The sequence below is a fragment of the Delftia deserti genome (assembly GCF_042653485.1).
Taxonomy (GTDB): domain Bacteria; phylum Pseudomonadota; class Gammaproteobacteria; order Burkholderiales; family Burkholderiaceae_C; genus Comamonas; species Comamonas acidovorans.
Map to the genome: position 1 here is coordinate 1 of NZ_JBHSIH010000001.1, position 20,322 is coordinate 20,322.

Sequence of the window (20,322 nt, forward strand, 5' to 3'; positions counted from 1 at the left end):
GTAGAGCTAACTTAATATCATAAATAAATGGTTTATGTTTAATATTGGTTTGAAATTGTTAAAAAGTTTTTAATAATAGATTGGATTTTGCTCAAGAATTATTATGAGAATAACCTCGAAAATTATTACACCAAGATTCAGTGGCTAATATTTTGCTCAATTATTAATCAGGCTTTTTATTAGGTCCGGATTAACGTCATTTGGAGAAACTCCAGCATTGTTTTGTAGAAATGGATCGGCTCCATTAATTATAAGAATTTTTGCCAGTTCGAAATTATCTGACGTATTTTGAGCGAGCAATCTTAGGAGTGGAGTTGCTCCAGTGCTATTTTTTTCGTTTACGGAAGCCCCAGATTGGATGAGAAATTCTATATTTCTCTTGCATTTGTATTCGCAACTAAAATGCAGAGCCGTCCAGTTGGCACTGTCCTTTTGATTGACGTTGGCACCATTAGCTATGAGCCATTTAAGAAAATTATTATTCTCATCACTCATGGCTGCGCGCATTAAGGGCGTTGTCTGACAATTTCTCCTTGGATCGGCAGAATTTACACTTGCCAAACCTGATGATATTAGTTTCTTCATTGCTTCAAAATCATCTGAAACAAATGCATCCATCATTTCTGAGTGAATTTTGGTACTATTTTTCATGGTAGTTCGTATTTGTGGCTCATATTTAGTTTAGGATCTTCTATTTGATAGAAGTTGGCGTTGTTCATATGATCATTAAACAGGGCTTGACTCATGCATTTTTTTTCTGCTGCCGCCTTCTCTCTCCAAAATTCATGGCCACGTTTATGACCTAGATGATAAGCTCCTTTAATTGGCGTCAGCTCGTTTGCATCTAAAAACTCTCCTGCTGCATTTTTGGCAGCTTTCATCTCAACGGTTGCCCTTACATCTGCTCTAATGTAAGGCCTGTGTAGTGTAGGACAAGAATCATCACACTCGCATCTAGGCTTATTTCCAAATTGCCCATTTGATTTTCTGTCTTGTGATGTCCAATGCAATCCAAGTGGATCAAGGAAAATAAGAGGGTTTGGTGCAAATCTAAATAAATTCAATCCTCCTTCCAACCCAATTGGGTCTTGATGGACAAACCGTCCAACCGCCGGATCGTAGTACCGAAACCGGTTGTAGTGCAGCCCCGTCTCCTCATCAAACTGCTGCCCCTGGAAGCGGAAGGGCTGCTCAACGGGCGGCGGTGGAGGTGGTGCAACGGGCTTGGAGCCCCAAGCCCGAGCGCTGACCGGCCGATCATCGGTGCCGGTCCGCAACACACTGCGCATGACCGCCTCACCCCAGACCTTGTAGTCCGCCGCCCAGGCTACCTGGCCTTGCTCGTCGGTCAGCTCCAGCGGCGCGCCGATCTGGTCGCACTGGTACCAGTAGGTGCTGTGCTCTTCGCCCGCGCCCTGCACGGTGGCCAGCGGCACAAAGCTCCCCGGCTCGTAGATGTAAAGCGCCTGCCTTGCGCCCCGTTGGCTGTGCACCATGAGGTCACCATCCCACAGGTAGTGGGTGCTGCCGAAGGCATCGCTTTTGGCGACACGCCGGCCCAGCGGGGTCGTAGGCGTAGCGCGTGGCCTGGGTGACTCCGTGGCGTGTGGTGTTCGATTCGATGAGCTGGTGGTCTGCGTTCCAGGTCAGGTCCAGTACTTCCTGGGTACCGGCTTTCTGGTTGCCCCGGGTGCGGCTGGGTGACGTTGCCGTGCACGTCGTATTCAAAGTGCAGGTCCTGGTAGAAGCGCAGGCGGTTGTCGCCCACCACGCCCAAGAGTGGTGTCCACGGGCTGGCCGTCTTTGCCGGGGTATGGAGTCCAGCAAGTTGCCGGCGGGGTCGAAGGCAAACAGTTCGCGGGCCAGCGGGCTGCCTTGTGCCGGGAGGCTGGCGAGGATGCGGCCCGTGGGGTCGTAGCGGAAGTCCTGGCGGCCGCGCAGGGAGTCGGCTCGGGCGATGAGCTGGCCTGCTGCGTCGTAGGCGTAGCCGCGCTCCAGCGTGGCGTTGAGGCTGCCGCTGCCGGGCCGGATCACGTGGCCGCTGCCTTTCAGCGCTGCGCGGTGGCGCAGCAGGCGCCCGGCAGGGTCCCAGTCGTAGCGGCTGGACAGGGCGCCCTGGCTGCGGCGCACTTCGCGGTGCAGGGCGTCGCGTTCCATGTCGGCAATGACCTGGTGTGCGGCCGGGGGCTGGCCTGGCACCTGGAGGGACTCGATGTTGATCTGGTGCAGATGGCCCGAGCCATAGAACAGCCAGTGCAGGGTGCGGCCGTCAGGCATGCGGGTGTGGGTGCGGTTGCCCAGTTCGTCATAGCCGTGCGAGAGGCTGCGCTGCAGTTTCTGGCGGGCCTGGCCTGTGGCATTGCCGAGAGCCTGCAGGGTCTGGGTCTCGCTGAGCAACTGGCCCACGGGGTCATAGGCAAAGGCCAGGTGGGAGGCGGCGTTGCCGGCCTGGGTCAGGCGGCCCAGGGCGTCGTAGCGGTAGGTGGTTTCTTCCGCGGGGCCGGTGTGGCCCAGGGCGCGCTTGGCCAGCAGACGGCCCAGGGCATCGCGCTCGAAGCAGGTGACCTTGCCGGGCCCGGCGTCGCTGCCGCCGGCCTCGATGACGTGGGTCAGTTCACCGGCGGCGTTGTAGATGTAGCGCTGCCAGCGGCCGTCGAAGCCGACTTCGTCGGTGAGCTGGTCGCGCAGGTCGTAGCGGAAGTGGGTGCGGGCGTGGTTCTCGTTGTCCAGGGCAATGAGGCGGCCGGCGCGGTCGTAGTGGTAGGCGAGGCTGCGGCCTGCGGCGTCAATCCTGGTGAGCGGGCGGCCCATGCCGTCGTAGGTGTAGCGGGTGCTCTGGCCCATGGGGTCGGTGTAGGCCAGCAGGTGGCCTTCGCCGTTCCAGACGTAGAGGTGGGTGGGGCTGGCGGGCTGGCTGCTGGGGCCTGCGGGGCTGGACGGCTCGATGACGCGTATCAGCTGGCCCGCATCGTTGTATTCATAGCGGGTCTGCTGGCCCAGCGCATCGGTGCGCAGCACGGGCTGGCCCAGAGCGTCGTAGGCGAAGCGCGTGGTTTGGCCCGAGCAGTCTGTGTAGGCCACAAGGCGGTCGGCCTCATCCCAGGCCAGGCGCTTGGAGCCTCCCTTGGCGTCAATGACTTCCACGGTGCGGCCCCGGGCGTCATGGCGGTAGTGTGTGGTGCGGCCCAGCGGGTCGGTGGCCTGCACAAGGTGGCCCCGGCTGTCGTATTCCTGTTGCCATTCGTGGCCGAGGGCGTCGCGCAGCGTGGTGACCAGGTCCAGCGGGTTGTATTGCAGCGTGGTGGCATGGCCCATGGCGTCGATGATCTGGACCAGGTTGCCGCGTGCATCGCGGCGCAGGGTGGTGCGGCGGCCCAGGGGGTCTATGCGGCCTGTGGAGGCGCCGGTGGCATCGGTGGGGCGTCTGCTCGATGATCTGTTCGGGCGTGCCTTCCGCGATGACGGTGGCAATGATGTTGAAGCGCGCATCCCAGTGGTAGGCGGTGGTGCGGCCCAGGCCGTCGGTGTGGCGCGTGACACGCTCATGGGGCAGGTAGGTGAAGCGGTCGTCGTCCTGGCCCGGGACCGGCGTGTCGGCGCACCAGGAGCGCAGCACGCGGCCCTGGGGGTCCTTCAATGTCGTACTGGGCGAAGTAGCGGTGCCCGCTGGATTTGCGGTAGCCCACCAGCACGCCGGAGCGCCAGGCGTATTGGCGGTAGGGCTGGCTGCCGTGGTGGGTGGAGATGAGCTGGCCCTGGGCGTCATAGGCGTACTGGGCGAGGGTTTGCGGGGCGTGCTCCGGGGCATGCAGGACCACGGCAGTCAGGCGTGCGCCGGCAAAGGCGTCCAGCGGCAGTGTGCCTGGCGCGCTCCAGTGCAGGTGCAGGCGGCGGCCTGCGGTGTCGCTCAGGCCGGCGAGCAGGGGGCGGGCGAAGGGCGCGGGTGGCTTGCCCTGTGTGGCGGGGGCAGCACCATGGCCTGCGGCGTAGCGTGCACTCCAGGTCTGCGTTGTGGCGGGTTCGTCCGAGCCCAGGGCGTATTTCCAATGCAATTGCACGGTGTTGCCGTCGCGGTCCTGGAGCGCGGCCAGCGGCAGGCGCCATTGCTCGGGTGCTTCGCGGCGGAAGAGGCGGGACAGGCCTTCCTTGTAGGTGATGGCCCAGAGGTCGGGTTCGGGGTGGCTGAGCGTGAACTTTTCATAGATGTCGAAATGCTCGGCTCCCACGGCCAGGGAGGGCAATGTGACGTACAGGCCTGTGTCGTCTGCCAGCACGCAACCATCGGCTGACAGGCGCAGTTCCTGCGTGAATTCATGGCTCCAGCCCCGGCCCCAGGGGCTTTCTTCGGCAAGGCCCGAGATGTAGCGGCGCCGCCAGACGATGGGGATGGGGCCTGAGAGGGTGAAATCGGTTTCGTCCAGGTGTTTCTGGCCGGTGGAAAGGATGACGGGCAAGCGTGTGGCGCACTGCGAGCAGGGGCCTTTGCCATCGGGCTTCTTGGTGTCGCTGTGCTCGGTGGTGGGGTGCTGATCGCTATTGCCCTGGCTTTTGGTTTTGCGCTTGAATTTGCCTGTCAGGGCCGCCAGCACGGCCATGCCGCTGCCCATGAGCCACAGCGCCAGTTGCATGCGTGCGTTTTCCATTTGCGCAGGCGTCATCTCCGAGCCCCAGTTGGCTGTGATGTTGCGGATTTCCTCGGCTGCCTGTATGGCGGCCTGGCCGGTGCCCACAGCGCGGTCCACCATGACGGCACCACCTACGGCCTGACCCAGAACAGGGACGCCCTGCACGGCGGTGGCTCCGATGGAGACGGCCAGGCCCATGTAGGTGTCTGGGTCCTTGAGCATTGCCAGCAATTCCTCGGCCTGGGCCTGACCGGCCGCGCTGAAATGCCGCAGTTCCATGCCGGTCAGCACGTTCTTGCCGTTCTCGATCATCTTGGCGGTTTCAGGCGCCAGTTTGATCAGGATGGCATTGGTCAGCGTGGTGACCCCGTTGACCACCATTTCGCCCGCTTCATGGACGACAGACTTGACGTAGGTGACGTGCTGGTTGACGTGGTCCTTGACCTTGGTGAACAGGCCCACGATGACACTGACCGGATCGTGTTTGCCGGTATCCATGGCGCCGTAGCGGTTGGCCATGTCGGTGCCGTATTCCTTGACGGTGCCCAGCGGGACCTTGATGGCGCTGCTGTTGTTGGAGTGCCAGGCCACGCCGGGGTCGCCCTTGGGCTTGAGGTGGACCGGGGTGGCCGGGTCGAAGGTCCAGGCGTTGGCTGTCTGGGTGATGGCGCCATCGCCGCCGCTGAAGATGTGCGTGCCCATGGTGTTCAGGACTCCTTGCTTTGCAGAAAGCGGGCCGAGAAGGTCTGCGTTGCCGCGCCGTTGCCGCTGTGGATGGGGTATGCGTTGCGAGTGGACTGGATGCGGATGGTGCGTTCCAGCGCCACGGCGGCCACTTCCTCGCCTTCATCCAGCGCCCAACTGAGGATGGAGTTGGGCGGGCGTGCATCGTGGCGAAGGCGCTGGGCTGCCAGGGCCCAGTGCAAGGGGCCGGTGGCGGCGCCGACCTGGCCGGTCATGGCGGCAGGCTCCCAGGTGTCGGGCTGGAAGCTCCCGTCCAATCTGGCTCTGGCCATGATCTGGATGGCTGCTCGCCAGTCCGATCCGTCGAAATCAGAGACGGCACAGCCAACGTGCTCCTCTTTCCAGCCAGCGCCGTCCAGGGCGCCGCGCAGAACCTGGGCAAGCGGCGCTGCATCCGCCTGCTGCTGCGGCAGCCTGTGGGGCCCTGCGCCGCGTGCCAGCGCGGGTGCGTGGAGCACCAGATGGCGGTCATCCCGGTAGTACGTGTCTGCTGCGGCCCGCAGCAGCAGGGCGGCAGCAGCTTCACCGGAGATGCGCCCGTGAGGGCGGCTGTCTGTCAACAGGGCTGACTGGGCATGGGCTTGTACGAGGGTGGTTTCGTCCAGCAGGCTGTCTACGGCCAACAGCAGGGCATGGTCATTGGCCGAGGTGGGCGTGCCCAGGCTCTGCAAGGCGGCATAGCCTGCGCCATGACCGCCGAATACGGGCGTGCACGGTATGTCGATCAGGGGGGCTGATGCCTGCGGGCCTGCCCAGCGTTCCAGTGCAGCCAGCGTCTGGCGCCACAGCGCAGTGGCATCGTCGGCGGATAGACGTTGGGGCACTGCGAGCAGGATGCGGCGGGGCAGCGCCACCGGGTCGTTGGCGGGCCGGGCCTGCAGGTCCGCCACCAGGTCGGCCAGTGCCGCGCCCAGCAGCTTGGCAAGGCGTGGCGTGTCCTGCGCGCCTTCAGTGATTTCTGGACAGGGTGCGATGGTGACGGGGTGCGGGCTGACGGCGGCCACGACGAGCTTGCGCATGCGCTTTTGCATGCCGGCCCAGGAGGCGGCGGACTGCCAGGCGCTGGTGCCTATGCAGGTGACTGCCCCGGCATGCTGGATGCGCCACAGGCCGTGAGAGTGGGGTGTCGTGTTCGATGCAGACATGCGGGAAGTCATTGCTGGGCTGCGATGGCAGCGGGTGCGTTTTCATGGGCCGTGAGATGGACCACGGCGATGCGTTCCTGTGCGGGCAGGGGCAGCAGGGCGCGCCACAGCAGTGAGGCGTCGGCCTGCTCCGTGTCTACCGCCAGCGTGTCCCACCGCAGTTCCTGCGGAGGCAAAAGGGTGCCGCCGGCGGTTTCTGCCTGCGCCACAAGCGCCACGCGCGGCCACACGAAGCGCAGCAGCGGTTCATCGCCCATGTGGTGCAGGGTCAGCACGTCGCCGGCAATCGGCGGATGAGGAAGCTGCAGCGACTCGGGGGCAGCGTTGCGGTGGCGCAAATCGTGGTCCAGAGGCAGCAGCGGGGCACGGCTTTGGCGCCAGGCATCGTCAAAGCTGCCTTGCAAGCCGCGACGTGGCTGGTGGTGGGGCGGTACCAGGCCCAGGCCAAGGGCCTCGTCCGGCACGGTGTCGTCCCAGTGCTTGATGGGCCTGTCCAGTGCTTGCATCCATGGCAGGGGAGACGAGGCCGCCTGCGCTGCCGTGCCGTAGAAACCCATGCCGTCTGGGTTGCGTTCGTCCACGAGCACGTTGTCCTTGCCATCCAGTGTCTGTCCGCCAAAGGCAAAGGGCCGCAGCAAGGGGATGCGAAGTGACGGCCCCAGTTCCTTGGCCGACAACTGGCCGAAGTCCTTGAGCCACAGGCGCGGGCTGAACGCCCGCAGTGCGGCCAGGCGGTGCTGGCGCCCCTGGCTTGCATAGTCCACGGCGACATCGATGCTGAGGGCAGGTCGCCCGTTCGGCGATACGGCACAGGCGTCGAGCAGCAGGTCAAACCACGGCTTGGGCGGTACATGCTCCGGTTCACAGACCATCCAGGGCTGCTGGGCACGCGGGTCCAGTACGGCCGCCTGGATTTCGTCCTTTGCAAGGCTGCCCAGAGGGCGCAGCACGCCGGCACGATGAATGGCACGCTGGCGCTCGGCAGGCCGCAGCCTTGGAATGCCCGTGGCGCTGGCCGCCAGTTCCCAGGTTCCCTTGGCAACGAGGGCCAGCATGTGCTTGCCCTGCGCGTCCATATGGGGAAAGGCCTGGGCGGCAAACGGGGTGTTGTTGACGATGCTGCAGTTCATGGCGCCGCCGCTTTGTCTTCCAGGCTGCTGATGAGCTGGATCGTCTCTACCGCAGTCATCTGCCGTTGGGCATGGTCTTCGTGCGACAGGGGGAACGGCCGGCCGGTGTTGGCAGCGTGCTCCACATACAGCCAGCGGCGCAGGCTGTGGCCTACGTCGAAGGCTTCTTCCAGCGGCAGCAGCGTGTGCAATGGCTGCCCGGCGCGCAGGCGGATACCGTCCAGCGCCCAGAGACGCTCCTTGAGCGCGGGATCTGTCCAGTCGCTGATATGCCCGGGCTCCAGCCCCTGGCAGCCATTGGCGCAAAAGACCTCGCAGGCCAGGGCGCGCAGTGCGGCGATGCGCGCGGGCGCCCGGCCATGCGTGTGGGTGAGTTCGCCTGGTACCTTGCCAAATACCAGCCGCAGCAGATCGCGTTCGGCCGGCGTGACAGGCCTGTCTTGCTGCTCGATAAAGCGCAGGGTGGGCAGCAGCGCTGGCAGACGGCCGGCCAGCGCCACGGCGCGCAGCACTGTGTCGGGAGGAAGGCGCAGGCCTTGCGTGACTGCGGCAAGTGCCTGCTCAGGCTGGCGGGCAGTCCACAGTGCCATGGCAGTGTCTGCGGCCGAGGTCCAGAGTCCGGGGTGGGAGGCTTCCGTGGGGCCGTCGTTGGCAGTGAGGCGTTCTATATAGCGCGCAAGCTCCCGCTGCAGCAGGCCGCCACCGGCTACGCAGAGGACCTCCAGCGCACGGCGTTGCAGCGCCAGGTCGTAGCCTTGCAGCACTGCGGCCAGCCGGGGCGCGGCCTGATCGGGCAATTGGCCCATGCGTGCGCAGGCCAGCAGGCAGGCTTCAGTGTCAGCGCCACGCTTGGCCGCTGCGTGTACCGCGTCCAGGTGGATCGGCAATGCCAGCAGGCCGGCCAGTTCCACCCCCAGGGCCAGCAAGCGGTCGTCGCCGGATGACAGCAACAGGCCGCAGGTGTCGTCGGCGGCATGGAACCACAGGCCATCACGCACGGCAACGGGCTGCTCCTGGAGCAATTGCGCAATCAAGGCAAGGCGCTGCGCGGCATCTGCCTCGTGGGCTTCGGAAAGGGCGATGCGGACAAGCACCGCTCCGGCACGGTCCGTGGGCAGGGCCTGGGCGTGGGAAGCTGCAGCTTCGTCCTGGGCTGCGGTGCCGCCGTAGTAGCGGCAGGCTGCCATCAGCATGTCCAGCCGCTGGTCGGTGGCCTTCAGGGCTCTGAGGGTGTACTCGGTACGAAGCAGGGGCGCCCGGCGGCCATAGGCGCGGATGGCCGTGGCCAGTTGGCGCGACAGCATTCCGGGCAGTGGCGGGGCGGCATTGGCGCGGGAAAGAATGGTTGGCGTGTTCATGCGGTCGAGGCGAAGGAAAGGGCGTGCGGGCATTCCGCGTTCGCTGGGCGCGTTGCCTTCGGCGGCCTGGTCAATTCAGTTCGATGGAGCCACCTTCAATGCGGTGGGTTTCGACGGCGGCGGCCGTGATGGTCTGGCCCCGGACCTGCACCTGCCCATCGCGGGTGAACTGCAGGCGCGTGTCGGCGCAGTGGAGCAGCACGCTCTGCACGGCTTCCAGCTCCAGGCTGGCCACGCGCAGGCTGAGCGCGCCGCTGGCGCGATCAAACTCCCAGGGCGGGCAGGCGGGCGCACCCGCTGCAGGCCAGGCGGCGACGATCAAGGGGGCAAGATCTTGCTGCCCTGGCTCTGGAGCCGGCATGGCGACCAGCACGTTTTGCCCGCTCACCAGCCTGGGCAGGTGGGTGGAGGCAACGGCCTGCCATTGCTGTCCCAGGCATTGGATGGCGATACTGCCGTCCTCCTGCTGGGGATGCAGAACCTGCGCGGGCTGCAAGCCCGAGGCCATGTCGGTGGATTGCGCCTGCGCTGGGCGTTGCAGTGCGGTCATGGATGTGCTCCTGGGAAATTGGGGTGAGGGCGGCCGTGGCGGGGATGTGAATCAGTTTTCATGGATGCCGCCGGAGGAGGTCGTGACGTCGTTGGCACCGATGAGCTGGATGCTGTTGCCGTTGACGGTGATGGTTCCGTCGGCCTTGAGCACAAGGCTGCTGCTGCCCACGGTGATGGCGACGCTTTGCGCGTCCATGGTGATGTTGGAGCCGCCGCCGCCACCACCCGAGCCGCTGTCGGACGGCGCAACCACGTTGCTGGCCAGACCGCCCCCACCTGCCGACGATCCGCCACCGCCGCCACCTCCAACGGTCAGCGAGTACGTGGTGCCGACCGTGGTCGTCTTGGTGCTGCCCACGCTGGTGGACTGACTGCTGCCCACGCTCGTGGTCTGGGTGCTGCCGACGATGGTGGCCATGATGGCGCCCACGTTCAGGTTGTAGGCGACGCCGACGTTTTCCATGCGCCCCACGCCCACGTTCTGCATGTAGGCGATGCCGATGGTCTCGGTCTTCATCTTGCCCACCTTGATCGACCAGTTGTTCCCGATCTTGTCCTTCTCGTTGCGGCCTATGGTCTTGCTGCGGTTCTTGCCGATGGAGATGTTCTCGTCGATGCCGACATCCTCATTGCGGTTGTCGCCGATGCTGATCTTCTCGTTGTGGTCCACCCGCTCCGTGCGGTTGTTGTGCACGGTGATGGTCTCGTCGCGGTCCACGGTCTCCGTTCGGTCGCGGTGGATGACGTTGGTTTCATCCCGGTCGATGGTCTTGCGCCGGTCGTTGCCCACCCATTTGTCCTCGTCGTTCTCGACTTCGGTGAGCTGGTCCTTCTGCGCATGCAGCCACAGCTGTTCGGCGCCCGCCTTGTCCTCGAAGCGGATGGCGTTGGCGTCGCCCTGGCCGTTCTTCAGGCCCGCGCCCGGGGCGCCGCCCTTGCTGGATCTGGTCTTGATGCCCGATTGCGTGGCGTTGGCCGGCAGCGCCCAGGGCGGCATGTTGGAGGCGTTGTAGACGCAGCCCATGACGATGGGGTAGTCCGGGTCGCCGTTGAGGAAGTCCACGATGACTTCCATGCCGATGCGCGGGATGTGCACCGCGCCAAAGCCCGGCCCGGCCCAGCTGGTGGCCACGCGCATCCAGCAGCTGGAGTTCTCGTTCATGCCGCCGATGCGGTCCCAGTGGAACTGCACCTTGACGCGGCCGTACTGGTCGCACCAGATCTCCTCGCCCGCAGGGCCGACGACGACGGCGGTCTGCGGACCCGTGGTGCGCGGCTTGGAGGTGATGCGCTGGGGCTTGAAGGGCAGGCTGGTGGGCTGGGCCTGGAGCACGAATTTCTGTGTCGAGCCCTCGCCGCTGCCGCCGTCGCTGACGCGCGGGTTTTCTTCGAAGGCGTAGTCCACGGCCGTGACCAGGTAGGCCTGGTTCTGGTCGCCGCGCGGGTAGTTGTCCAGCGTGAAGGTGTAGCCCGGCGCCATGGCGCGGTGGTTGGAGCTGCCCTGCACCGTGCTCTGGCGCGTGAGGCTTTGCTGCAGGCGCACGCGGATGTAGTCCTCGCCGTCGCCGGTTTCGGTGTAGCCGCCCGGCCATTCGTAGATTTCATAGGCGTCGTGCGCGTGGCCGGGCGGGTTGCGGCGCATGTTGGACAACTCGGCGCGGGGCTTCTTGAAGTCGTAGTCGTCGTTGTAGTGCCGGCCGGGCTTGACGCGCTGGTGCAGCTCCCAGGCGTGTATGCATTCCTCGCGCGCCACGGCGGCCTTGCCCGGCGGGTGGAAGGGGATGACGGCGCCGCCCTGCAGCGGGTCGTGCGAGGCGACGATGTCGTCGCCCAATGTCAGCACATGCTGGCCCGCGCTGTGCTGGTGGTAGTAGCAGATGCCCTCGTGCTCCATGAGGCGCGAGACGAACTGGAAGTCCGTCTCGTTGTACTGCACGCAGTACTCCCAGGTGCGGTAGGAGCGCGTCAGGCGCTGCTGCATGGGGTGGCCGTAGATGCCCAGGACCTCGTTGATGATGTCCGGCACGGTCTTGTTCTGGAAGATGCGGAAGTCGCTGCGGCGCGTGGCCAGCCACAGCCAGGGCGACAGGCGCGCGCGGTACAGGAAGTTGCGGTGCTCGTCCTGGCCGCGCATGCCGAAGGCCGTGACCAGGCCGTCGATGTAGCGTTTGCCGCCGTCCTGGGTCTCCACCACCACGGTGGCGCCCTTGCCCAGCAGGGCCTTGGGATCGATGCTGTCGCTTTCGCTGAGCAGGTCGATCTCCAGGGCGAACAGATGGCTGATTTCCTCGCGACCCTGCAGCCGGCGCAGCTGCAGCTGGTCTGCCAGGGGGGTGTTGATGGTGACTCTGCGTGTCATGGTGTCGGATCTCGCGGTGCTTGGGGTGGAAGAGGGGTCGGGGCTTCAGGCCTGGATGGCGGGGCCTGCGTGCGCCGGTCGATGAAGGGCTTGCATGGGGTGGCTGGAAGGTCCTCTGCTGCTATCGGGCTGCGTACACCAGCCCTGGACGGGCGCCGTCGGCGTCATCCTGGGCGTCATCCGTGACGGGGTCGCTGTCGAAGGGCTGGCCCAGCGCAATGAACTGGTAGTTGCCGCGCCGGTCGGTGAAAACCGCCAGGCCGCCCGGCGTCAGGGCTACGTTGAACCAGTCGTTGTCGGTTCTGGGCTGGTCCGGGTCCAGCGTGCGGGACAGGCTCCGGGCCAGCACGCTGCCGGCCAGGCTCGCCTGGTTCAACACCCGGGTCTGCCGGCCATCCGCGCCATACAGCCGTAGCTCCCCGGTGGCTTCGACCTTGCGCAGGCCCTCGCCCAGAGGGATGGCGCGCTTCAGGCTGGCCAGCACAAACCGGCCGCCCGGCGCCAGGTGCAGGTCGGGCGGGATGTCGTTGCCACCGCTGCGGAACTCGGCCAGGTGCACGATGCGCGCCTCTGCGCCCAGTGCCAGCGCGGCGCCCATGCCGCGCTGCCCGGGCAAGGCATAGATCAACAGCACATTGCCTGCCGACCATGCCTGGGCCTGCGCGGCCATTGCGGCGGCCGGGTCCTTGTCCTGGGGCTGCACGGCCAGGGTTCCGTCAGCGGCGCGGGCCAGGCGGGGCAATGCATCGAAGCTGCCCAGATTGCGCGCTTGCTGCAGCGTCCAGCCCGGCAGGGCGAAGGTCAGCAGCTGGTAGGGCTTGCGGCCGTCCGCATCGGGGTCCAGCCGGCTGCTGGCGACGATGTTCACCACCCCGTCACTGCTGTCCTGCGCATCCTGCGTGACGACAGGGCGGGCAAGGCAGCCGCCAGGTCGAACTCCTGGCCGTGGCAGCGCCGCAATGGCCGCAGGCTTGCCGCTGCGCTCTGACAGTTGAAAACTGCCTGTCTTGGTTTGCTGGACCAGGTCCAGCCTGTCAACGGTGCCGTTGCAGTACACGGCGTAGAGATAGCGGTGGGGGTTCTGGACGGGTGCCGTGGGGGCCGCCGTCTCAGCCATGCCCAGGCCAGGGCACAGCAGCGCCAAGCCGATGGCGCTGCCGGTGGCGCTTCGGTGCATGGAAAGGGATTGCTTATTGCGCTGCATAGACCAGACCAGGCAGCCGGCTGTCGTAGTCGTCGGGGTCCAGGCCCACGACCGGGTCCAGGCCGAAGACATGTCCCAGTTCGACGAAGTGGTAGTTGCCCAGTGGATCGGCGAACACGGCCAGTCCATCCGGGGTGAGCGCGATGTTGAGCCAGTGGCCGGCCGTGCGCGGTGTGTCGCGGTCCAGGTCTTCCTTGGGCATCAAGACCATGGAGGGCCCAGCGACGCGGGCATCGTTCAGCGTGGCCAGCTGGCGGCCTTGTGCGTCGTACAGGCGCATCTCGCCGGTGGTGGCCAACTGCTGCAGGCCCCGCTCCACGGGTACGAGCTTGTTCAGGGTCAGCAGCACGTAGCGGCCGCCTGGCGCAAGGCGCCATCCCGGGGCCAGGCTTTGGCCGGGCAGCGCCTGCAACGGCACCGTGAGTGCGCGCTCGCGGTCCGACAGCGCAAAGCCCAAGCCGTCTGCTCCCGGGAGGCGGTAGCTCAGCAGCACGCGGCCTGCCGACGTTTCCTCCGCCCGGAGATCCTCCAGGGATTCGCCACCCGCGTATGCCCTTGCCTGCTGCGTCAACTGCGTGCGCAGGTCGCCATCCGCCTTGTGTACGGCGAAAAGGGAGCCGTCTTTGGCCCGCCGCATGTGCGGCTGGCCGTTCTCGAAGCGGCCCAGGTCACGGGTTCCGAGCAAGGTCCAGCCGGGCAGGGAAAACGTCAGCAACCGATAGGACTGTCGGCCATCGGCAGCGGCGCCCGTGCCATCGCCTGCGACCAGATTCACCAGGCCTGCGGCCTGATCCTGCATGTCGCCCGTAGCTGCGGGGCGAATCTGGCAGCTGTCGGCGAAGGAGGTGCTTGCGCTTTGCACTGGCACCGCGGGTGGTTCGCCACTTCGCTCGGAGAGCTGAAAACTGCCTGTCTTGGTCCGGCTTTTCAGATCGAGTCGATCCACTCGGCCATTGCAGTACACGGCATACAGATAGCGATACTGGCTGCGGTCTGTGGGGGCGAGTGCCTTGGCCGTTGCTGCCGTAGCGAGTGTGGCCGAAGGATGTGCGGCGGCCCCCATCTGGTCGGCGCTGGAAGAGCAGCCCACGGCCATCGCTATGGCAGCCATGGCTGCGGCAGCCGTCATGAGGTGGATGACGATAGAACGGGCGGGCATGGCTAGAAGTCCTCCCTGCCCAGCACGTTTTCTACATAGTTGGGATCGCCCTTGGTGCCGCGCTCTGAAACCGGAACCTGCTCCCATTCAGCCAGTCCCAGTGTTCCAGCGGGGTTGATCGTGACAAACAGCTGACCGTCCTGCTGGCGCACGCGGTACTCGTGGAGGCCATTGGCATAGCCGTTGAAGCCGCGCAGTGTGTCGCGTTCCAACTGCTCGGCCGTGTAGTCCGGCAGTTCCACGGGAATGGCTGGCAGCCCCTGCCTTGCCCGTGCCTGGTTCCAGGCAGTCACTAGGTTGCTGAATTGCTGGCTTTTGCGTACGTTGCGCGGGTAGTTGCGGGCGAAGCGCTCCTTTTCCTGATAAAGCGTCCAGCCGCCGCGCACATTCTCTTTCCAGCTCCAGGTCTGGTCTGCGGTAGGCGGTGGCGTTGTGAGCTGGCATAGACCCACACCGCCTTTGCCGTCACTGCTGTACTTGGGCCAGTGGCCGGGAGGTGACAGGAACTGATGTAGTGAACTTTCCTGCCGCATCTTCTTGCGGAACACGACTCTGTCTGCACCGATGCCGTTGGCGAATGCTCGAATGGCCGTGCTCGATGGGTTTTGGCCCACGATGAGCCAGCTGACGCTGGCACGGCGCTCCAAGCCTCCAGCACGCAAGATGACTTGTACGGTGAGGCTGCCACCTCGCACTTCGGTGAAGGGAATGTGCCAACTGGCGTTGGCACTGGTCTGCGACGCGATGGGGCTGTGCTGGGTGCGCTGCTTGTTTCCGAACCGTGTCTTGCTGACATCGCTGCCGCCGTCGTAAATCAAAGTGGCCGACCATTCATAGATGGGCGTGGCTCCCGCAGGCAGTGCTTCGTTCTGCAAGACGGCAGTCACGGTAATGGTGGGCATTTGCGCATCGGCGGTGATGGCGAATTGAGATCCTGCGGGTTGGCTCGTAATGGCAAGCGGCATGGTCGAAGCTCTTTGGAATAGGGTGGGTTGCGGGTCTAGCGCGACGCCTGCGCAGCGCGGGCGCGATCCAGGTGGAGCACGGCGGCATCCAGCAGAGGGTCGCCACCGGCCTGGACGGAGGCGGTGAAGGCCGCATCCACGGGAACGCGCAGGCGCGGGGCGACGCCCTGGGCCTGCGCGGAGGTGGGGTTACCGCCAGCGGGGCCGGTTTCTGCGAGCAGGGGGACTTGCACGATGAAGCCGGCCGGCAGGTGCACGCGCGTGGCAGGGCCGGTGGCGCCGGCCGTGGCGCTGTTGGCGACGATGTCGGCACGCTGGCTGTGCTGCAGCCAGGCGGCGAACAGTTCGCAGGGGCCGGCGCAGCCGGGGCCGGTGAGCACGGCGACGGGGGCCGTGAAGGGCGCGCCCGAGGCGGCCAGCGGCAGCTGGGCCGGCAGGCCCAGGCCGCCACGACTGCGCCAGACGCGGGCGGCGGGGTCGAACAGGCGCTGGGCGGCGTCCTGCATGCGCAGCGGTTTGTCGCGCGTGTAGAGCGAGGCCAGCATGTGGGGCAGCAGCTGGTAGGCGTCGTCGCCCCGGTGGGCGCGCAGGTCGATGACCAGGCCCGTGACCCTGGCCTGGGTGGCGGCGGCCAGGGCGCCCTCCCAGCGGTTGAGCTGGCCGGTGGCGCCGTCGGCAAAGCTGTCGAGGGCGATGTAGGCCAGGTTGCCGCCCTGGGCGCTGCGCAGCAGGAAGGAAGCCAGGGCGGGCTCGGCCGCAGGCAGGGCCGTGGTGGCGGCGGGGGCGGCGTCCAGGCGCAGGGTCTGCTCCTGGCTGGCCGAGGGTGTGCCGGCTGCGGTGCGCAGGCTCAGCGTGGCGGGCGTGCCCAGGTCCAGCGCCAGCAGGTCGGCGCGGCGGGCGTCGGCACCGGCGCGCAGCGAGGCGGGGGCAATGCGGTCCAGGTAGCGGGCCGGGCTTTCCCCTTCGATGGCGAGGATGTCGCTGCCGGGCTGCAGGCCCGCCTTGGCGGCGGCAGAGCCTGGCGCCACGCTGGTGATGGCGATGCGGCCGTCCTCGCGCAGCCAGGTGCGCGGCATGGGCAGGTTGACGCTGCCGCGTGCCAGCAGCTGCGGGGACAGGCCCCGGTCGCTGCGGGCAGGCCAGTCCTGGCCGCCGGGCAGCAGAACGCGGTATTGGCCATCGCCCAGGCGCTGGCCCATTTCTGCCAGGGCCTGGGCCTGTGCGGCGCTGTCGCCGCGCTCGGCGGCGGTCTGCAGGCGCTGGCCGTAGTCGGCACGCAGCTTGCCGGCATCAAAGCCGCTGGCGGCCGCCAGCGGGTGGCGCTCGGCGATGAGGCCGATGAGGGCCTGGGCCGCATCGCCTGCGCCCAGGCGGGACAGGTCGATGTCCTGCGCGGGCTGGACGGCGTGGAAGGCCAGGGCGATTTCCCGGGCACGGTCGAAGCGCAGGCCCTGCGGCTCCAGCGTGACCACGGTGTAGCCGCGCGGCAGGGTGACCATGGGGTCGTCGGCGGTGAACAGGCGCCCGTCGGCGCCAAAGCCGGAAGGGAAGCGCTGCGTGGCATCGCTGGCCCAGACCAGCAGCTTGCCGCCCGTGGGCTCCAGGATGTCGCCGCTTTGGCGCGGCCATTCGGTGCGCACGGAGCTGGCGCGCAGCATGGCGTGCTGTTCTATGGCGTCCAGGCTGCGCCGGCCCGCGCGCTGGGGCACGTCGGCATGGACGGACAGGGCGAAGATGCGTACGCCCCGGCCCCCGGGACGGGCACGGCCCGTGGACAGGTCATAGGTCGTGCCTTCGGGGTCGCTGGGCAGTTCGATGGCCACGCCGGTGCTGTCGCCACGCGGCAGGGCCAGCCATTGCGACTTGGCCGGCGCCACATGGGCGGCCTGGCGCTGCACGAGGTACGGCCCCTGGTCCATGAGCGCGACCACGGCCTGCCCGCGCCGGGCGCTGTCCGTCCAGGCGTCGCCCAGCACGGCCATGACGCGGCGTGGGCCGCCCTGGTCGTCCTGCACGGGGGCGGCGCCGGAGGGCGGCGCTTGTGCCGCCTCGGGCTGGGCCTGGTTGCGGTCCCACCAGGCACGGGCCTCGCTGGCAGCACCGGCGGCCGCGTTGGTGGCCGTGCTGGCCGCGCTGCGGCCGGCCTCCAGCGCCTGCTGGCCGGCCGTGGCGGCGCCCGAGGCCCGCTGCACGGTGTCGGCAGCCTGGCCGATGGCGCCCAGGTCCAGTGCCTGCGCGGCCGGGGCTGCCAGCAGTGCGGCGGCAATCACTGCCGTGGTGGCGCGTGGAAGACGGCGCCCGCTCATGCGGGCTCCGCAGCGCGGGTGCGCACGTCCAGCGTGAAGTCGTCGCCGTTGGCGCCGGCGTGCAGGCTTTGCAGTTCCTGGCCTTCCACGGTGGCCTGCAGGAAGTGGGTGGCCATGCGCGGCAGCAGGTTCTGGGTGAGGATGCCGTCCACCATGCGCGCGCCGGACTCGACCTCGCTGCAGCGGCGGCGCACCAGGTCCACGGCGGCTTCGTCGAAGCTGAACTGCGCGCCGTGGCGTTCCTCGATGCGCCGCTGTATGCGCAGCATCTGCAGCCGGATGATCTGCTCCAGCATGGCGTCGGAGATGGGGTAGTAGGGCACCACCGTCAGGCGGCCCAGCAGCGCGGCCGGGAAGGTCTGCAGCAGCGGCTGGCGAACGGCCTGGGCCAGGCCTTCCGGCGTGGGCGCCAGGTCCGGGTCGCGGCACATGTTGGCGATCAGGTCCGAGCCCACGTTGGAGGTCAGGATGATGACGGTGTTCTTGAAGTCGATGTAGCGGCCCTCGCCGTCCTCCATCCAGCCCTTGTCGAAGACCTGGAAGAACATCTCGTGCACGTCGGAGTGGGCCTTCTCGATTTCATCGAGCAGGACCACGCTGTAGGGGCGGCGGCGCACGGCCTCGGTGAGCACGCCGCCTTCGCCGTAGCCCACGTAGCCCGGTGGCGCGCCCTTGAGGGTGGAGACGGTGTGCGCCTCCTGGAACTCGCTCATGTTGATGGTGATGAGGTTTTGCTCGCCGCCATACAGGGCTTCGGCCAGGGACAGCGCGGTCTCGGTCTTGCCCACGCCCGAGGGACCGGCCAGCAGGAACACGCCGATGGGCTTGCCCGGATCGTCCAGCCGCGCGCGCGAGGTCTGGATGCGGCGCGTGATGGCCTCCAGGCCATGGCGCTGGCCGATGACGCGCTTCTCCAGCGTGTCTGCCAGCGAGAGCACGGACTGCACCTCGTCGCGCACCATGCGGCCCACGGGAATGCCGGTCCACTCGGCCACGACGGCGGCGACCACGCCGGCATCGACCACGGGCTGCAGCAGCGGGGCATCGCCCTGCAGCTCGGCGAGCTGGCGGCGCAGCGCTTCCAGCGCGGCCACGCTGGGGGGCTCGGCAGGTTCGGTTGCGGTGGCTTCGGCGGCCGTCTCCGGTGCCGCAGCGGACGGGTCTGCGGCGGCGCCGGTGGAGAAGACGGGCGGCTTCAGGCCCATGAGGGCGGCCTCGGTTTCCAGGATGCGGCGGGCCAGCGCGCTTTCCTGGCCGAAGCGTTCGGCCAGCGTGGCCTGGCGCTCGCGCAGGCTGGCCAGGTCGGTTTCCAGCGCCTGCAGGCGCTCGGCCGTGGGCAGGCCGAGGGCGGCCTCGCGCAGCAGCACTTCCTGCTCCACGCCCAGGGCCTCGATGCGGCGCTGCACGGCTTCCAGCTGGGCGGGCGTGGCATGCAGGGCCATGGCCACGCGCGAGCAGGCCGTGTCCAGCAGGCTGACGGCCTTGTCGGGCAGCTGGCGCGAGGGAATGTAGCGGTGCGACAGGCTGACGGCCGCGGCCACCGCGTCTGCGGCAATGCGCACCTGGTGGTGGTTTTCCAGCTTGGCGGCCACGCCGCGCAGCATGTCCACGGCGCGGGGCTCGTCGGGCTCGTGCACCTGAACGAGCTGGAAGCGGCGTGTCAGGGCCGGGTCTTTTTCGATGTATTTCTTGTACTCGGCCCAGGTGGTGGCGCCGATGGTGCGCAGCGTGCCGCGCGCCAGGGCGGGCTTGAGCAGGTTGGCGGCATCGCCCGTACCGGCCTGGCCGCCCGCGCCCACCAGGGTGTGGACTTCGTCGATGAAGAGCACGATGGGCGTGGTGCTGGACTGCACGGCGTCCAGCAGGCCGCGCAGGCGGTTCTCGAACTCGCCCTTCATGCTGGCGCCTGCCTGCAGCAGGCCCACGTCCAGCACGCGCAGCTCCACGCCCTGCAGCGGCGGCGGCACGTCGCCCTGGGCGATGCGCAGGGCCAGGCCTTCGACCACGGCGGTCTTGCCCACGCCGGCCTCGCCCACCAGGATGGGGTTGTTCTGGCGGCGGCGCAGCAGGATGTCCACCATCTGGCGCACTTCGTCGTCGCGGCCCGTGACCGGGTCCAGCTCGCCCGCCTTGGCGCGGGCCGTCAGGTCCACGGTGTACTGCTGCAGCGCGCCGCCCTGGCCGGGCGCGGTGCCCGTGGCCTGGCTGGCTTCGCCCGGCGTGCCTTCCAGCCCGCTGCCATCGGCCGCGCGCATGCGTGCCTCGGGCGAGTCGGGCAGCAGGCGGGCGAAGGCATCGCTGAGCGCGGGCTCGGAGATCTTGTCGAATTCGCGCGAGATGGAGCGCAGCTCATTGGCCAGCGAGCGCGTGCGCACCATGCCCGACAGCAGATAGGCGCTGCGGATCTGGCTGTCGTTGAACATCAGCGTGGCATAGACCCAGCCGCGCTCGATGGCGGTCTCTATGTGCTCGGAGAAGTCGCTGATCGAGGTGGCGCCGCGCGGCAGCTGGTCCAGGCGGCGAAGCACATCGGCGGCCAGGCGGTCGGAGGCGATGTCGAAGTGGCGCAGGATGCGGATCAGGTCGCAATCGTTTTCCTGCAGCAGCTGGTGCAGCCAGTGCACCAGCTCCACATAGGGATTGCCGCGCAGCTTGCAGAACACGGTGGCGCCTTCCAGCGACTTGAACAGCAGCGGGTTGAGCTTGCCGAAGAGGGATTGGCGGCTGATTTCTGTCATGGATCTTGGGTGCGGAAAAAGAGTGGATGAATGGGGG

General features: G+C 66.8%; 14 protein-coding genes. All 14 read right to left on the reverse strand.

Annotated elements, in window-relative coordinates:
- Nucleotides 1–156 precede the first annotated feature (156 nt).
- The 14 genes from ACFPFG_RS00005 to tssH all read right to left on the reverse strand — a co-directional run bounded on the left by ACFPFG_RS00005 (nt 157) and on the right by tssH (nt 20,285).
- Nucleotides 157–651 carry an ankyrin repeat domain-containing protein gene (locus tag ACFPFG_RS00005; protein WP_160856183.1) on the reverse strand — a complete coding sequence of 165 codons (495 nt, stop codon included), beginning with the start codon at nt 649–651 and terminating at the stop codon, nt 157–159.
- A complete protein-coding gene (locus tag ACFPFG_RS00010; protein WP_380104263.1) occupies nt 648–1,496 on the reverse strand; it encodes an RHS repeat-associated core domain-containing protein in 849 nt (282 codons plus the stop codon). Before ACFPFG_RS00010 ends, ACFPFG_RS00005 begins: the two co-directional genes overlap by 4 nt.
- Before the next feature lie 4 nt (nt 1,497–1,500).
- Entirely contained in the window at nt 1,501–3,471 is a 1,971-nt protein-coding gene (locus ACFPFG_RS00015) for a hypothetical protein (RefSeq protein WP_380104265.1), read from the reverse strand.
- A gap of 71 nt (nt 3,472–3,542) precedes the next feature.
- The gene (locus ACFPFG_RS00025; protein WP_380104267.1) at nt 3,543–5,327 is read right to left on the reverse strand and encodes a DUF6531 domain-containing protein; all 1,785 of its coding nucleotides are present in this window, start codon (nt 5,325–5,327) and stop codon (nt 3,543–3,545) included.
- Nucleotides 5,328–5,332: 5 nt separating this feature from the next.
- The gene (locus ACFPFG_RS00030; RefSeq protein WP_380104269.1) at nt 5,333–6,514 is read right to left on the reverse strand and encodes a hypothetical protein; all 1,182 of its coding nucleotides are present in this window, start codon (nt 6,512–6,514) and stop codon (nt 5,333–5,335) included.
- A gap of 8 nt (nt 6,515–6,522) precedes the next feature.
- On the reverse strand, nt 6,523–7,644 hold the full coding sequence (locus ACFPFG_RS00035) for a DUF2169 family type VI secretion system accessory protein (protein ID WP_380104271.1): 1,122 nt from the start codon (nt 7,642–7,644) through the stop codon (nt 6,523–6,525).
- Nucleotides 7,641–9,002 carry a hypothetical protein gene (locus ACFPFG_RS00040; RefSeq protein ID WP_380104273.1) on the reverse strand — a complete coding sequence of 454 codons (1,362 nt, stop codon included), beginning with the start codon at nt 9,000–9,002 and terminating at the stop codon, nt 7,641–7,643. Before ACFPFG_RS00040 ends, ACFPFG_RS00035 begins: the two co-directional genes overlap by 4 nt.
- A 70-nt stretch (nt 9,003–9,072) precedes the next feature.
- On the reverse strand, nt 9,073–9,552 hold the full coding sequence (locus tag ACFPFG_RS00045; protein WP_380104275.1) for a hypothetical protein: 480 nt from the start codon (nt 9,550–9,552) through the stop codon (nt 9,073–9,075).
- Between the two features lie 51 nt (nt 9,553–9,603).
- Nucleotides 9,604–11,913, reverse strand: coding sequence for a type VI secretion system Vgr family protein (locus tag ACFPFG_RS00050; RefSeq protein ID WP_380104276.1), 2,310 nt, complete (start codon nt 11,911–11,913; stop codon nt 9,604–9,606).
- Nucleotides 11,914–12,034: 121 nt separating this feature from the next.
- On the reverse strand, nt 12,035–13,090 hold the full coding sequence (locus ACFPFG_RS00055) for a hypothetical protein (protein WP_380104278.1): 1,056 nt from the start codon (nt 13,088–13,090) through the stop codon (nt 12,035–12,037).
- A 13-nt stretch (nt 13,091–13,103) separates the two neighbouring features.
- Complete coding sequence (locus ACFPFG_RS00060) at nt 13,104–14,276, reverse strand: hypothetical protein (protein ID WP_380104280.1); 1,173 nt, start codon at nt 14,274–14,276, stop codon at nt 13,104–13,106.
- A 2-nt stretch (nt 14,277–14,278) separates the two neighbouring features.
- On the reverse strand, nt 14,279–15,241 hold the full coding sequence (locus tag ACFPFG_RS00065; RefSeq protein WP_197956218.1) for a hypothetical protein: 963 nt from the start codon (nt 15,239–15,241) through the stop codon (nt 14,279–14,281).
- Between the two features lie 35 nt (nt 15,242–15,276).
- Entirely contained in the window at nt 15,277–17,547 is a 2,271-nt protein-coding gene (locus ACFPFG_RS00070; RefSeq protein WP_380104281.1) for a S41 family peptidase, read from the reverse strand.
- A complete protein-coding gene (gene tssH, locus ACFPFG_RS00075) occupies nt 17,544–20,285 on the reverse strand; it encodes a type VI secretion system ATPase TssH (RefSeq protein ID WP_380104283.1) in 2,742 nt (913 codons plus the stop codon). Before tssH ends, ACFPFG_RS00070 begins: the two co-directional genes overlap by 4 nt.
- Nucleotides 20,286–20,322: the final 37 nt, after the last annotated feature.

Bases quoted from the DNA above. Each gene is read 5' to 3' on its own strand.
- ACFPFG_RS00025 (WP_380104267.1), bottom strand. From the start codon at position 5,327: ATGGGCACGCACATCTTCAGCGGCGGCGATGGCGCCATCACCCAGACA.
- ACFPFG_RS00070 (WP_380104281.1), bottom strand. From the start codon at position 17,547: ATGAGCGGGCGCCGTCTTCCACGCGCCACCACGGCAGTGATTGCCGCC.
- ACFPFG_RS00040 (WP_380104273.1), bottom strand. From the start codon at position 9,002: ATGAACACGCCAACCATTCTTTCCCGCGCCAATGCCGCCCCGCCACTG.
- ACFPFG_RS00050 (WP_380104276.1), bottom strand. From the start codon at position 11,913: ATGACACGCAGAGTCACCATCAACACCCCCCTGGCAGACCAGCTGCAG.
- ACFPFG_RS00005 (WP_160856183.1), bottom strand. From the start codon at position 651: ATGAAAAATAGTACCAAAATTCACTCAGAAATGATGGATGCATTTGTT.
- ACFPFG_RS00065 (WP_197956218.1), bottom strand. From the start codon at position 15,241: ATGCCGCTTGCCATTACGAGCCAACCCGCAGGATCTCAATTCGCCATC.
- ACFPFG_RS00055 (WP_380104278.1), bottom strand. From the start codon at position 13,090: ATGCACCGAAGCGCCACCGGCAGCGCCATCGGCTTGGCGCTGCTGTGC.
- ACFPFG_RS00030 (WP_380104269.1), bottom strand. From the start codon at position 6,514: ATGTCTGCATCGAACACGACACCCCACTCTCACGGCCTGTGGCGCATC.
- ACFPFG_RS00035 (WP_380104271.1), bottom strand. From the start codon at position 7,644: ATGAACTGCAGCATCGTCAACAACACCCCGTTTGCCGCCCAGGCCTTT.
- ACFPFG_RS00045 (WP_380104275.1), bottom strand. From the start codon at position 9,552: ATGACCGCACTGCAACGCCCAGCGCAGGCGCAATCCACCGACATGGCC.
- ACFPFG_RS00010 (WP_380104263.1), bottom strand. From the start codon at position 1,496: ATGGTGCACAGCCAACGGGGCGCAAGGCAGGCGCTTTACATCTACGAG.
- tssH (WP_380104283.1), bottom strand. From the start codon at position 20,285: ATGACAGAAATCAGCCGCCAATCCCTCTTCGGCAAGCTCAACCCGCTG.
- ACFPFG_RS00060 (WP_380104280.1), bottom strand. From the start codon at position 14,276: ATGCCCGCCCGTTCTATCGTCATCCACCTCATGACGGCTGCCGCAGCC.